The sequence below is a fragment of the Anabaenopsis tanganyikae CS-531 genome, assembly GCF_029891675.1.
Taxonomy (GTDB): Bacteria; Cyanobacteriota; Cyanobacteriia; order Cyanobacteriales; family Nostocaceae; genus Anabaenopsis; species Anabaenopsis arnoldii.
Genome location: NZ_JANQDF010000051.1, coordinates 1 through 13,552 on the forward strand (window position 1 = coordinate 1; position 13,552 = coordinate 13,552).

10 protein-coding genes and 1 pseudogene are annotated in these 13,552 nt (G+C 42.5%); 4 read left to right on the plus strand and 7 right to left on the minus strand.

Annotated features, from left to right (window positions below):
* The coding region (locus tag NWP22_RS18335; RefSeq protein ID WP_417006616.1) for a calcium-binding protein at nt 1-160 on the plus strand (160 nt) is incomplete at its 5' end.
* 86 nt (nt 161-246) lie between these two features.
* Here NWP22_RS18335 and NWP22_RS05400 read toward each other — a convergent pair.
* The 4 genes from NWP22_RS05400 to NWP22_RS05415 all read right to left on the minus strand — a co-directional run bounded on the left by NWP22_RS05400 (nt 247) and on the right by NWP22_RS05415 (nt 6,584).
* Nucleotides 247-1,752, minus strand: coding sequence for a S8 family peptidase (locus NWP22_RS05400; RefSeq protein ID WP_271734369.1), 1,506 nt, complete (start codon nt 1,750-1,752; stop codon nt 247-249).
* A gap of 430 nt (nt 1,753-2,182) precedes the next feature.
* Complete coding sequence (locus NWP22_RS05405; protein WP_271734368.1) at nt 2,183-4,837, minus strand: peptidase domain-containing ABC transporter; 2,655 nt, start codon at nt 4,835-4,837, stop codon at nt 2,183-2,185.
* Nucleotides 4,786-5,544: a peptidylprolyl isomerase gene (locus tag NWP22_RS05410; protein WP_271734367.1), complete on the minus strand. Its 759-nt coding sequence runs from the start codon at nt 5,542-5,544 to the stop codon at nt 4,786-4,788. The genes NWP22_RS05405 and NWP22_RS05410 overlap by 52 nt, the downstream gene beginning before the upstream one ends.
* Nucleotides 5,545-5,804: 260 nt before the next feature.
* The gene (locus tag NWP22_RS05415) at nt 5,805-6,584 is read right to left on the minus strand and encodes a TIGR00297 family protein (protein ID WP_271734366.1); all 780 of its coding nucleotides are present in this window, start codon (nt 6,582-6,584) and stop codon (nt 5,805-5,807) included.
* Between the two features lie 416 nt (nt 6,585-7,000).
* Between NWP22_RS05415 and NWP22_RS05420 the strand changes: the two genes are divergently transcribed.
* Complete coding sequence (locus tag NWP22_RS05420) at nt 7,001-7,432, plus strand: VOC family protein (RefSeq protein WP_271734364.1); 432 nt, start codon at nt 7,001-7,003, stop codon at nt 7,430-7,432.
* Here the strand turns inward: NWP22_RS05420 and NWP22_RS05425 are convergent.
* Nucleotides 7,362-8,030, minus strand: a complete 669-nt coding sequence (locus tag NWP22_RS05425) for an esterase/lipase family protein (protein WP_271734363.1) — start codon at nt 8,028-8,030, stop codon at nt 7,362-7,364. The genes NWP22_RS05420 and NWP22_RS05425 overlap by 71 nt on opposite strands.
* 242 nt (nt 8,031-8,272) lie before the next feature.
* Here NWP22_RS05425 and NWP22_RS05430 point away from each other — a divergent pair, with 242 nt between their 5' ends.
* Nucleotides 8,273-8,707: a hypothetical protein gene (locus tag NWP22_RS05430; protein ID WP_271734362.1), complete on the plus strand. Its 435-nt coding sequence runs from the start codon at nt 8,273-8,275 to the stop codon at nt 8,705-8,707.
* 46 nt (nt 8,708-8,753) lie between these two features.
* On the opposite strand, the gene NWP22_RS05435 is transcribed toward NWP22_RS05430, so the two are convergent.
* Together NWP22_RS05435 and sir are read right to left on the minus strand one after the other, a co-directional pair.
* Nucleotides 8,754-9,458, minus strand: coding sequence for a 16S rRNA (uracil(1498)-N(3))-methyltransferase (locus tag NWP22_RS05435; RefSeq protein ID WP_271734361.1), 705 nt, complete (start codon nt 9,456-9,458; stop codon nt 8,754-8,756).
* Nucleotides 9,459-9,551: 93 nt separating this feature from the next.
* Entirely contained in the window at nt 9,552-11,468 is a 1,917-nt protein-coding gene (gene sir, locus NWP22_RS05440) for a sulfite reductase, ferredoxin dependent (protein WP_271734360.1), read from the minus strand.
* 368 nt (nt 11,469-11,836) lie between these two features.
* Here sir and tnpC point away from each other — a divergent pair.
* Nucleotides 11,837-13,316, plus strand: a pseudogene (tnpC, locus tag NWP22_RS05445) (IS66 family transposase).
* Nucleotides 13,317-13,552 lie beyond the last annotated feature (236 nt).

Genomic DNA, 13,552 nt, shown 5'->3' on the forward strand with positions numbered 1-13,552 from the left:
TGGAGGTAATAACACTATCACCACCCGTAATGGGAATCAAGTTATTACCACCGGTGCTGGCAATGACCGCATTAACACAGGTAATGGCGATGATACCATTAACGCTGGTGCAGGTAATAACACCATCAGGACTGGCAGGGGTAATAAGAGGATAATTTAGTGATAACCTGATGAAGGATATAATTTTTGTGGGGTGGGTATCTTACCCGCCCCTGTGTCCCTGACTGAAATGTGCTGTAATTCCTGTTATCGGCGAATAATGGGGAGAAATCTGCGTAAAATATCTATGCCTAGCTGCAATTGACTGAAAAGTTTGCGGATTTTGGTAAAATCTACCCTATTTTGATCAATATCATCGGCATTGAAGATATTATCATTTATGCCATCATTTATGCCGCTAAGTCCTGCGATCGCCCTATGGTAATACCCTAATTCCGCTAGTTTCCCAGGATTCATAGGGCTGATAAAGAAAGAAATGGGAGGGCGGTTAGAAGTTGGTGCATTTTCACTGATAAAATCTGTTACTTTTATTTCCAGATTTATAGCAGTAGCTAATATAATATTGCCGCCATCTCTGCCATAGTCCGGTGAAACTACAGGGGTGATGTTCCACCTGTTAGCATCTGGTATTGGTGTACTATTTCCAGCGGTTTCTATAATGATTTCTCGGATTTCGCCATTAGTTAAGTTAGGATTAGCACTGAGCATTAAGGCAACTACACCAGCAACGTGAGGAGCGGCCATGGATGTACCACTATATGTACCATACTCATTACCAGGGAGGGAGGAATAAATACCCACTCCTGGAGCCGTCACATAGGGAAAAGAATTCAGCCCAGCCCTGTTAGAGAAGTTAGCCATCTGACTGTTCCTGTCAACTGCTCCCACAGCCAATCCGCAGTTGTTGGCATAGCGAGCGGGATAGCCGGGAAATGGGTAACTATTATTACCCGCTGCCATGACAACCACAACACCTTGACTACTGGCATATTGAATTGCAGTTTCCAATGTGCTGTTAGGGAAATTACTACCGAGACTGAGATTAATTATATCAGCACCATTATTCACAGCATAGTAAATACCATCAGCAACGGTATTACTGCTGCCTGATCCCTGTTCATTGAGAACTTTAATCGACATGATTTTAGCATCATAGGCAATACCAGTTACCCCAAAGCCATTATTTGCTCCAGCAATGGTTCCAGCCACATGAGTACCATGACCATTAACATCAATGGTACTGTTGGTATTGTCAACAAAATTCCAACCTTGGGCATCATCAATATAGCCATTATTATCGTCATCGATGCCATTACCAGGAATTTCATTGGGATTAGTCCAAATCTTATCCTTTAAATCTGGGTGATTATAGTCAACGCCGGTATCTAACACAGCAACAACTACACCATTACCTGTGTAGCCCTGCGCCCAGGCCGCCGGTGCTCTGACTAAATCTGCTCCCCAATTATTACCACCCACAGGAGGAACATCAGCAAAAGTATTTTCACCAGCAGCTCTTGCTACTGCGGCTGCGGCATTAATCAAGCCATAGCCAGAATTAAAATTATAGTTAGTGGTCTGGAGGGAAGTTGTATTAATATTATCAGGATTATCGGGTGAATTAAAACTACTCCGACCCCTGAGGCTCAAGCTATAATCATTGTGGATTTGAAAAGTGTCTACGGAGGAGAGATGGGTGGAATTTAGCCCGTGATGAGGAAACAAAGTCTGACTAATATCGTCAATGGGCATATATATTTTCTCCTCAATGAAACAGAATATTTTTTGACAGCACTTGTTAAAACCTGTTTCCCAGGTTTTAAAAGGTGAGTTTACCTCCCTTAATCACAATTAATATGAAATGAAATTGCAAAATGACTCTTTTTTGACCAAAAAGTATAATTGAAAGTATAGTTTTTCCCGTCGTTTAGGGTGGTGTGAGCTATGGAGTTTTATCTGGTGCAAAAACCCAAGCCTTAATACAGCGATGGTTTCTGGGATGAGGAAGGAAAATCACAAAGGAGCAAAGTGATGGAAAGTGGACATCTGGATCACAATGATTGACAGCGCCCTTCATCTGAGTTAGGTAAAAAAGGGCGGGCTTTCCTGCCCACCCCAGAAGATTTATGATTGTCATGGCGAGGGGTTCCCTGTGACCGCATCACCCAAGACACAAATAAGATTAAATATTTGCTTGCTGACGTTGGTATAGTGACCAGTACAAACCTTTTTGTTGTAGCAAATCTAAGTGAGTACCTCGTTCTGCAATTACGCCTTTTTCCAAGACTAAAATCAAATCGGCACGTTTTAGGGGTGCGAAACGGTGAGCAATGAGGAATACAGTGCGGTTACTAGAAACTTTTTGTAAGTTTTGCAAAACTTGCTGTTCAGTTTCACTGTCTAAAGCGCTGGTGGCTTCATCTAAAACTAAAATTGGTGCTGAGGAGAGAAAGAGTCTGGCTAGGGCTATGCGTTGTCTTTGTCCCCCAGATAAAGCCGTCCCTCTTTCTCCCACGTTGGTTTCATAGCCGTAAGGTAATTGACTAATAAAATCATGGGCGACAGCTAACCTTGCAGCTTCTACTACTTCCTCGGCGGTAATATCGGGGTTACCAAGAGTAATATTTTCTAAGATGGAGCCATTAAATAAAAAGTCTTCTTGGAGAACTACGCTAATTTGTTGGCGTAGTGAGGCTAAATCAGCACTCTTAACATCAAATCCATCAATTAAAATCCGTCCCGATTCAATTTGATAGAGGCGTTGTAATAGCTTAGAAAGGGTACTCTTACCCGAACCACTGCGTCCGACAATTCCCACAAATTGCCCTGGTTCTACGTTGAAGGAGATACCTTTGAGGACAGGTTCAATGTGTGGTTGGTAACGGAAAAATATTTGCTCGAAGGTAACTTGACCTTTGATGGGTGGTAAAACTAACCCTGTTCCTGATTCTGCTTCTGGGGCGATGTTGAGAATATCACCAATGCGGTCTACAGAAAGTAACACTTGTTGGAGATTTTGCCATAGTTGCACTAGACGTAATAGTGGCCCGGTGACTCTTCCTGAGAGCATTTGAAAGGCGACAAGTTGCCCAATGGTGAGATTTTGCTCAATGACTAGTTTGGCACCAAACCAGAGAATGAGTAAAGATGAAAAGTTGGTGAGAAAGTTACCGATATTACTGCTAATATTGGAGGTAGTAGAGGCTTTAAATCCTGTACGCACAAACCGTGCAAATAATCCTTCCCAGCGATCGCGTGCTGCTGGTTCGGCCGCATGGGCTTTGACGGAGTGAATCCCTGTGACTGTCTCGACTAAAAATGATTGACTGTCCGCATTGCGATTAAAAGTTTCATTGAGCCAATTGCGCAGAATTGGTGTAGAGATAATTGTCAAAGCTGCAAATAAAGGCAATACCGCCAGGGCTACAAAGGTCAGCTGGATATTGTAATAAAACATCAAAACTAGGTAAACTACAGCAAAGAAACTGTCTAAAATCACAGTTAATGCTGTACCTGTGAGAAATTGGCGGATTTGTTCTAGTTCCTGAACCCTAGCTATGGTATCTCCCACGCGCCGTGACTCAAAATAAGCTAAAGGCAAACGCATGAGATGGCGGAATAGTTGAGCCGATAGACTTAAATCTAAACGGCGGGCGGTATGAGTAAAGATAAATAGCCGCAGAATACCCAGTATAGATTCAAAGGTCGCGATTAACAACAGTGCGATCGCCATCACATCAAGAGTGGGCAAACTTTGCTGCACCATTACTTTGTCAATTACAACTTGGGTAATCAGTGGAGTTCCCAACCCTAGCAGCTGCAAAGTAAAAGATGCTACTAATACTTCCGCGAGGAGTTTCCGGTACTTCCAAACTGCTGGGGTAAACCAACCCAAATTAAATTTTTCTTGAGTAGATATAAGTTCAACTTGCCAGAGTCTACCATCCCATGCAGACTCAACCACCGACTGGGGTAAACTTTCACAAGCATAATCCTGATTGAGGGGATTAGCAATAATCAGGTTAGATCCTTTCATGCCATAGGTTACTACCCAAGAAGCTGGCCGGGATGAATCCACTTGCCATTGTAGCATGGCTGGAAATGATAACTGCCGCAAGTCAGCCCAGGTAACTTGTAACCTTCGCAGCATTAACCCCAACTTCTCACCCCCATCCACCACATTCTTGGGGCGCTGTCCCCTGAGTTGGCGTTGGACCCATTCTAATTTCACCGGATGTTCTAAGTATTGCGCCACCATTGTTAAGCAAGCAGCAGCGGTGTTCGCACTATTTACAAAGGGATAAGCAGAGGTGACAACCGTTGGGGATGGGTTGAGTTCCGGTGTTAGGTCTGGTACTCCTAAGTTGCTCTGGTGAATATCACCTGTGTCCTTCCCACCAGTTCGCCAAAAATCTTCAATTTCAGGACTAGAAAACTCTGTCCACAGTGCTGTACTCCAACATACTACTACTACTTCTTTGCTAGCAGCTACAGCTTTGCAGTCTACAGACATCTGATACAAACTACCAAACCAATCACCAGCTTGTAGAGAGCCTAAAGGCTTACCTTCTTCTTGTTCTCGTAAACGGACTTTACCAGTCAAAATCAAAAACTGATCACTACCTGCTGCGGTTGACCAGATTTTTTCTCCCAAACGATATTGACGGATTTGGGCTTGATTTTGCAGTTGGGATTGTTGTTCAGAACTCAACCAGCGCAGGGGTGGTTGATACCAAGGTATAGAAGCTAGGGCGTTGACTTTTAAACGTTGATTATCCAGAGATTTTAGCTCATTTGTAGTTTGACCGTCAGCTTTTGAATTTTCTCCACTAGCCATTTCTCAAATAGTTCATTTTGTAGTGATTGTTGAAGTTGGATATCTTCTAAAGACGCTGGCAAAAATTGTTCCACTCGAAATAAGCCGTAACGTCCTTCGATTTCTATAGGTCCGACAACTTGTCCAGGAGTAGCTATATCAAAAACCGCTCTTAATTGATCCGGTATTGTTCCTCGGCTTACTGGTCCCATCATTCCGTTAACCATGCGGTCTTCTGCGAGGGAATATTCTTTCGCTAGTTGCTCAAAACTACCTCCTTCTGCAATTTGGCTTTGTAGTTCTTCAGCTATTTCTAGATCCTCGACAATAATTCGGGAAACTATCACCCGATCCAGAAAAATTTTGCGTTCGATAAAATATTCGGAAATTTTCGGTTCTGTAATTAAAACTTTCAGCTTTTCTAATTTAAAGTTCAGTGCTATTGATTCGTAAAAGGTAGCGTAGTCTGTGGCATTGTCCTTTAGCCATTCCTGAAATACTTTAGGGTCATTGAGTTGATTCTTGAGGCGGAAATCAATAATGGTCTGTTCTGTGGAAGCGGGACTAATGTGTATATCATCTCGCGATTGGATTTCTTGTTCAATAACATATTGGCGGAGAATGTCGCCAATAAAATGGGCTAACTTTCCAGAGGCTTGCAGATATTTTACCGCCTGATTTATAAAAATTGGCTGGTCATTAACTATCAAAAACGGTGAAGATTCCATGAAATAATCCCATAAAGAACAGATGAAGAAAGTAAATGAGCCAAAATATAAAATATAGCATTTACCATGCTCGTGAGGTACATTTTTTTTTAGTTTGAGGGAATAGGGAATAGGTGTGTACTTCATTAGCCTGAAAAAGGCTATAAATCTATCTCAGCCACCTGAAAACCGATGATGATAAAATAATGGTAAAATTAACGCATAATAGAATCAAGTATGCGCCAATAATTGCGTGTTTTTTAAAGAATCAGGCGAAAAAATCAGGAAATAGTAATTTTCCAAATCAAGGCGAGTATGATAGCTGCGATCGCCCCAATTAATGTGTTAATAATATTTACTACTTCGTTGGTGAGCCAGTCATATTTAGATTGCAATGTTGCACCAATCACACTTTCTAAATTTGTAGCGATAAATGCAGCCAATATACACCAACACACTCCTAATAAATCCACTAAACCCACAGCCCAACCTACACAGGCGATCGCAATAGAAGCCACCACACCGGCTATTGTTCCCTCTAAACTCACTGCTCCTTCTGTACCACGAGATACTGGTTGTAGTGTAGTAATCAAAAAAGTTCTCTTACCGTAGGCTTTACCAACTTCGCTAGCAGTGGTATCAGCAAGCTTAGTACTCAAACTAGCGACATAACCCAGTAATAGTAGAAACTCAAGGTTACTGACTATGAGTAATCCGGAATTGAGAATTCCTACCCCCAACGCACACACAGCAGCAGTCAGAGCCGAACCCCAAACATTTTCCGGACCTCTAGCTCCAGAACGTTTCTCAGCTATTCCTTCTGCTTCTTTTTGTGCCATGCCAATACGTGTTACACTAGAACCAACCAAAAAATAGAACATTACCACGAGATATCCTTGCCAACCAAGAGTTACCCAAATGAGTACTCCCAGTAACCAAGCGTGAAATAATCCGGCTGGGGTAAGTAGCTTTTTAGGCAAAATCGAGGCTAAAGCTAACAGCACCGTGTTTAATCCTATGGCTACTAACCAAGGATTTGCAAAGTCAAGAAAAGATAACATCAGCAATCAATCATGAGTACTTTGGCCAGAATACCAACAGGATAACCAACTTTAGAACTGGGATGTTGAGTTTCTGCCACTGTTTCACGCCAAAAATGCCGATATTCTTTTCCTATTACAGGTTAAGTAACCCCCACCGACTTGTAAAGATGTGTTAATCGCTTTTCCACCCCACTTCAGGCCAACATCTTCACTAAGATATAAGCTGAAATTATCTTAAACTGTATGTTTGACCACAAATCAGGTTTTAGGGGACTAAACGGCTTCACTTTGTATACAGTATTAACGATTTATTATATATAGGACTCCTATTTGATTTCTGTTCCCTGTTCCCTGTTCCCTGTTCCCTGTTCCCTGTTCCCTTTCCTCACTGATAATTTCTCAACTCAAATAGGATGACTATATTTAAAATAGCTATGCAGCGTACCTTATTTCATCTGGCTTTTCCCGTAACTGACATTGCCCAAACCAAAGCATATTATGTTGATGGACTTGGCTGCATGGCCGGCCGTGAAAATTCCCAAGCGCTAATTCTCAACCTCTACGGACATCAATTAGTAGCTCATGTCACTAAGGAAAGTCTGTTACCCCAACGGACTATCTACCCTAGACACTTCGGACTCATTTTTGTTCAGGAACATGACTGGGAAGAGTTGCTAGAAAAAGCACAGAAACAACAGCTTATTTTTCGGGAATCACCTAAACGTCGGTTTGTGGGTTCACCCTTGGAGCATCGCACTTTCTTTTTAGAAGATCCCTTTTACAACTTGATGGAATTTAAATATTACCGCCACCCAGATGCGATTTTTGGCAGTTCTCAATATCCCGAAATTGGTGACCGGGGTTAATTGGTTCTGCTAAGGCAGATGCTACGGCTGCCAAACTGTTGGGATCTGTTAACATTGAGGGATGTAGTAGAACTTTGACTACTATTTCTTTTCCCACGGGCATTTGTGAACTATTTGCCGGAACGATCATTAAATCATAAGGTGTCCATATCGATGTAAAATTTATCTGATCTAATATCTGGGCATCACCATTTAAATCTTGGATGAATCGACTATTAGAGCGCATTTGCAAGCAGCCTGGACGCTGGGAAGCATAGGCCATCAAAGTTCCGTTGTGAGGAGAGGAAATAGTAATTAACCTGTGTACGCGGTTGATTCCTCCTAGCCTTTGAACATAGTAACGGCTGATAATTCCTCCCATACTGAAGCCTACTAAATCAATTGGTTTGTGTGGGCCAAAGGTATTAAGAATATAATCACTTACCTGCTGTGCCAAAATATCAAGACCAACCGCAGCATTGTTGGGAACCAGATCCAGGGTATACACAGGCCAACCCTGCTGTCTGAGATAACTGGCCATGGTATTGAAAACTGCTCCAGTGTCTTCAATACCATGTATTAATAACACCGAGTTACGCTCTAGGTTGTTGCTATTCATAGGAATATATGGGATGTGCTTAATTGAATGCCTTAATAGTGTTAATGTCTACCAGTAATCTATGCCACTTTTACCACGGGTCTGCCAACAGGAAAATATTAATTTTAATTAAGCATCATTTCTAAATCTTGCACTTAGCTACAGTAAAATTGAATAATTAACTCTCAATGTCTACCAGTGGGAAGTGCTTCCACTAGAGAAATAAAACTATTTACAGATATATAAACACGGGGGAAATTCTCATGTTCGGTTTTATCAAAAAGTTAATCGCGGGTATTTTGGGTTTTATTACTGGGTTGTTACCTGGTAAAAAAGGCAGTGGCTACTACTTAGAGTTAGATGAATCCGCAGATGATACAGCACCACCAGCTACAGCTAAAGATCAACAAGTATCCCCATCACCTAAAGCTAATGGTACGGCTGCGGTGGTTTCAGCAGCAGTAGATGCACCCACCGCTTCAAAAACCACTAAAGTAGAGCCGACAAAAAATACCGGAGCTAATCAAGCCACACCCACCACAGTATCAGCCTCTAATGGGACAAAAACACCAGCAACTGAAACTACTTTTGCCCCAAAATATCTTGTTCCTACTGGGTCCGGCTCTAGTCGCCGCCGTCCAGGGGCAAATATGAATTCTTACCTGGATATGGCACGACAAATGAAAACTTCTAACTAACTGGGTTGACACTCCCCTGACTGCAGTGATGGGGATTTTTTGCTAACTAGTGAAATGCTGCGGAAATTAAGGTTATTGCTACTGTTGGCGCTGTAACTGCTCGCAAGATGCGGCGGCCAAGAGATACTGGTTGAAAGCCAGAGGCGATCGCTAGGCTGATTTCCGCTTCAGTCCATCCCCCTTCGGGTCCTGTGGCAATGGTAATTGTAGATGTGTCAGATTCAATCAGGTTATTTAAATGGGGATAATCACCACGTCCCTCACAAATATAACGGTGACTTCCCAGATTAGCGCTAATACTGGTAGTAAAAGGTACGGGTTCCAAGATTGTGGGGATAAAACAGCGTTCTGACTGTTCCGCCGCTTCTGTAGCAATGCGTCGCCAACGTTCCAGTTTTTGCGGGCTGGGATTGAGTAAGGTGCGATCGCTCAATACCGGAGCAATACAACTTACACCTAATTCTGTACAATACCTGACGATTTCATCAAATCCATTCCCCTTGGGCAAGGCTACCATGAGGGTAACGGTTACAGGTAATTCATTTTCTGCGCTTAATTGTTCTAATATCTGGGCTTGTTCTCCTTCTAATTGAGCTAACCACCATTTTCCTCGACCATCCATGGCAATGAAGCGATCGCCCCCACGTAAGCGTAACACTCTGCCTAAATAATGCTGTTGCTCTTTACCTAGGGTAATCACATTTGCTTGAATTTGAGAGGGAGCGATCGCGATTCTTTGTAGTTGAGCCATGCTAATTTAATTACCTACAGTCATCAAGCATAAAAAAACCTACTCTGTAGCTAATATCACGGAGAGAAGGTTCAAAATATTTATTGAATTGATTTACACCAGATTCTCAAAGTAAGCTTCTAAGGCTTCATTCACCAACTCCGTCATTGGCCTGTCTTGACTATTGGCTGCTGCTTTCAGCTTAGTATATACCTCATCGCGGATACTAACTCGATGGCGGGATTTACTGCTAATGGTAGCTTCAGGTTTGTAAGTATCCGCAAACTCACGCAGAGCAGCAAAACCTAGACGATGGCAAAAATCGCCAAAGCTTTCGCCGTATTCCCGAAAATTCTTAAAGTAAACGAAAATCGGCTCTAAAAAGCTTTCTATATCATTATGATGTAGCTTGTCTACATAAGGCTGCGCTAATCTTGTCTGATTTGGGGAACCTCCCAGCCACACTTGGTAAGATTCAGGAGCGCTCCCCACAAAACCTAATTCTGCCATGTAGGGACGGGCGCAGCCGTTGGGGCAGCCTGTCATCCTTACCACAAAATGCTCTTTTTGTAAACCTAGTTTATCCAATAACTGGCGAATCCGCTCTAAAATACCTGGTATTGCCCGTTCAGATTCGGTAATAGCCAAACCGCAGGTAGGCAAAGCCGGACAAGCCATAGCATAACGTACTAGGGGTTCAATGGTGTTGGGATCATCAACGATGCCGCAACGGTGTAGAAGCTCCTGAATGGCTGACTTATTTTCTGGCTCAATATCATAAAAAATGATGTTGTGGTGGGGTGTCAAGCGCATAGGTAAGTCAAATTGCTCCACAACTTGCCGCAAAGCAGTTTTGAGTTGAAAAGAACCCTCATCTTTAACTCGACCATTCTCTACGGAAATGCCTAAAAATAGCTTGCCATCACCTTGTTCATTCCAACCGAGGAAATCGTAATATTTAAACTCTGGTAACTGTTGGAATGCGGGGAGTGATTTACCGAAATACTCCTCAACTTGGGTACGGAAGTTATCTACACCCCACTCATGAATTAAGTACTTTAATCGCGCATGACGGCGCTCCGTGCGATCGCCATAATCCCTTTGAGTCGCAACAATCGCCTTAACTAAATCGTAAACATCATTTTTTTCCACATAGCAGATTTCATCTGCTACCCTGGCAAAGGTTTCTTCCTTATTGTGTGTCCTCCCAAAACCCCCACCAGCAAACACATTAAAACCTTCCAGTTCTCCCTGGTCATTAGTGATTACCACTAAGGTCAGGTCTTGGGAATATAAATCTACGGAATTATCACCAGGTACAGTCACCCCAACTTTGAATTTGCGGGGCATATAGTGAGTGCCATAGATCGGCTCTTCGCTACCATGAATAATAGTACCATTGCCATTGCGTTGTCGTGCGGCTTTAACTTCTTCGGTTTCTTCCCCACTAATGATTTTTTCGCCATCTAACCAAATTTCGTAGTATGCCCCCGTTTGGGGTGTCAACAAATCAGCGATATTATTGGCGTATTCCCAGGCATACTGGTACTCGGCGCGATTCTTGAAGGGTGCGGGTGGAGCCATGACGTTACGGTTAAGGTCACCGCAAGCCCCCAGGGTCGAACCCATATTTTTTACTATACTAGCGATCGCTGCCTTGAGATTCTTTTTTAAAATCCCATGTAACTGAAAGCCTTGACGTGTGGTTACTCGTAATGTGTGGTTCCCGTATTGATCAGATAAATTATCTAAAGCCAGATACAACTGCGGTGGTATAAACCCACCGGGATTTCTAGTCCGCAGCATAAACTGATAATCTTTCTCCTGTCCCTTGACCCGGTTATCGCGGTTATCCTGCTGATAGGAGCCATGGAACTTGAGCAGCTGTACTGCTTCTTCGGTAAAATGAGTTGTATCTTCAAGGATTTGTGTAGCTACGGGTTCGCGTAAAAAATTACTTCTTTCCTTGATACCTTCTACTTTGGAAGGCTGATCACGCTTGGCAATTGGGGCAGGAGCAGATTTAACCATCAGAGTTGTTCTATTATTCTCAATAAGGCATCGGTGGACGCCGAACCATGTTTTCGGCTGAGTGATTCCCGGTAATCCGGTCGGCAATAGGAGGAATAATTTAATTTTAACACAGTAGGGTCTCTTCAAAATCTCTATCAAAATGGCGATCGCGGTTCACTTATTTAATCTCCTGCGTACTAAAAACTAATGTTCCCTTAAGCTTAATTTCTCGTGCCTTGTGGCATTGGCGAATTACATCCTTATCCGCAGAAACCTTAGAGGATGTTTGATAAGTTTTCAACCCTAATTTTCATCACATCTTTACCGTAAGGATTCAGGTGGTGGGGTATTGACAAGTGTGGTCAGGGAAGCAGAATATAGCAATTATGGAGAAAAACCTGCCACCAAAACTAGACAGTGAAACCTTGAAACAGTTGGCGACTTTTCAACTGGTAGGGATCATCATGGAGCAGGGGAAAACAATAGAGAAGCTAACAAGCAGAGTTGTAGAACTAGAACAAAAAATAGAGAAACTCAAAGTCAGTAGAGACTTAGACAGCACAACATCATCAAAACCACCATCGGGAGACATCCTCAAAAAAACCGAAAAAAAGCTCGAATAGCCAGTAGAAGAGAGCCAGATAGCAAAACGGAAACCAGGAGGACAACCAGGACATCCGGGAAAAACCAGAAAGGGATTTCCTCGAGTAGATAGGTTTGAGATATTATAGCCTTTTTCAGGCTCATGAAATACACACCAATTCCCTATTCCCTATTCCCTATTCCGGTGTTCGGTGTGTTCCCTCAAACTAAAAAAAATTGTACCTCACGAGCATGGGAAATGCTATATCAAAGATATACGTGCGTTTGCAGCGAATGTGGCTCTAAACAAGCAGCAGACTGATCACCAGAAATAGTACCAGGACAAGATATAGGAATCAGACTGCAAGCCTTCTTGGGAAGGCTCAATAATTACGGACATTTATCCTACGAAAAACAACAAGAATTGTTGTGGGAACTAGGTCAAATAGAAATTGGAGTCGGAACATTAGTAGCCACGAATGAACGAATAGATAGTGCAGGGGCTCAAAGTATTGATAGCCTCAAGGAGTGGATAGAACAAACCCAGCCCAATATCCATGTAGATGAAACACCTTGGGTAGTCAAAGGCGTAAAAGAATGGTGATGGATTTTTGCCAATACAGACTTCGCTTTATTTCATGCGGCTGATACTCGCTCTCGTCCTGAATTAGAATCCATTCTGGGTTCAAGTTACTCTGGTGTACTCATTTCTGATGACTTTAGCGCCTATAACGGTTATAAGGTCATTGCTCAACAGAAATGCCAGGCGCATTTACGCCGTCACTTTAAGAAGCTGATTAAGCAACGGGCTTAAATAATCAAGGAATTGGGACAATATTCGTCAACCTGATAGATGAGGGTTTTAAAAACTACGCTTTATTCCAACAAAGCCAAAATCTTGATGAATTCTTGATTTGGGCATCAGAGTTTAGAAAAAAAGTTGAAGCCGCTATTCATTCCGGGATCGATAAGGCTGGGGGTGAAGCTGGTAAACTTTTACGCTCTTTAAGGAATAAAGCTCATCAGTGGTGGTATTTTTTAGACCACCCGGAGATACCCCCTGATAATAATTTAGCCGAACGAACATTACGTTTAGCAGTGACAAAACGAAAAGTTAGTGGTGGTTCTCGTTCAATGGAGCGGTTTCAAGATACTGCCAATTTATTGACGGTTATTCAAACTTGTCGTCGTCAAAGACGTTCTGTGATTGAGTTTTTTAACCAAGCTATCAAAGCGATGGTTAACCCTGCTGTGCAGACCCCTTCTTTAATTCCTCAAATTTAGACCTGAATCCTTACTGTTTACCCCATTTAATTCATTAGATCCAGTCCCCTCCCCTTACAAGGACAAGACTTGGTGGACAAGGTGGACAAGGTGACCACCGGAGAAAAACAGTACAAAGTCTGTATTCTTAGTAAGAAAAATAGCCCATTAAAAGACCATTGTCCGTATAAAATCTTCCTTGTCCACTTTCCTTCCTTGTCTTCGGTGGTCTTGCCTTCACAGATCATATTAAAAAC

Excerpts from the sequence above, each read along its gene's own strand:
- NWP22_RS05435 (WP_271734361.1), bottom strand. The coding sequence starts at position 9,458 with ATGGCTCAACTACAAAGAATCGCGATCGCTCCCTCTCAAATTCAAGCA.
- NWP22_RS05400 (WP_271734369.1), bottom strand. The coding sequence starts at position 1,752 with ATGCCCATTGACGATATTAGTCAGACTTTGTTTCCTCATCACGGGCTA.
- NWP22_RS05430 (WP_271734362.1), top strand. The coding sequence starts at position 8,273 with ATGTTCGGTTTTATCAAAAAGTTAATCGCGGGTATTTTGGGTTTTATT.
- sir (WP_271734360.1), bottom strand. The coding sequence starts at position 11,468 with ATGGTTAAATCTGCTCCTGCCCCAATTGCCAAGCGTGATCAGCCTTCC.
- NWP22_RS05415 (WP_271734366.1), bottom strand. The coding sequence starts at position 6,584 with ATGTTATCTTTTCTTGACTTTGCAAATCCTTGGTTAGTAGCCATAGGA.
- NWP22_RS05425 (WP_271734363.1), bottom strand. The coding sequence starts at position 8,030 with ATGAATAGCAACAACCTAGAGCGTAACTCGGTGTTATTAATACATGGT.
- NWP22_RS05410 (WP_271734367.1), bottom strand. The coding sequence starts at position 5,544 with ATGGAATCTTCACCGTTTTTGATAGTTAATGACCAGCCAATTTTTATA.
- NWP22_RS05405 (WP_271734368.1), bottom strand. The coding sequence starts at position 4,837 with ATGGCTAGTGGAGAAAATTCAAAAGCTGACGGTCAAACTACAAATGAG.
- NWP22_RS05420 (WP_271734364.1), top strand. The coding sequence starts at position 7,001 with ATGCAGCGTACCTTATTTCATCTGGCTTTTCCCGTAACTGACATTGCC.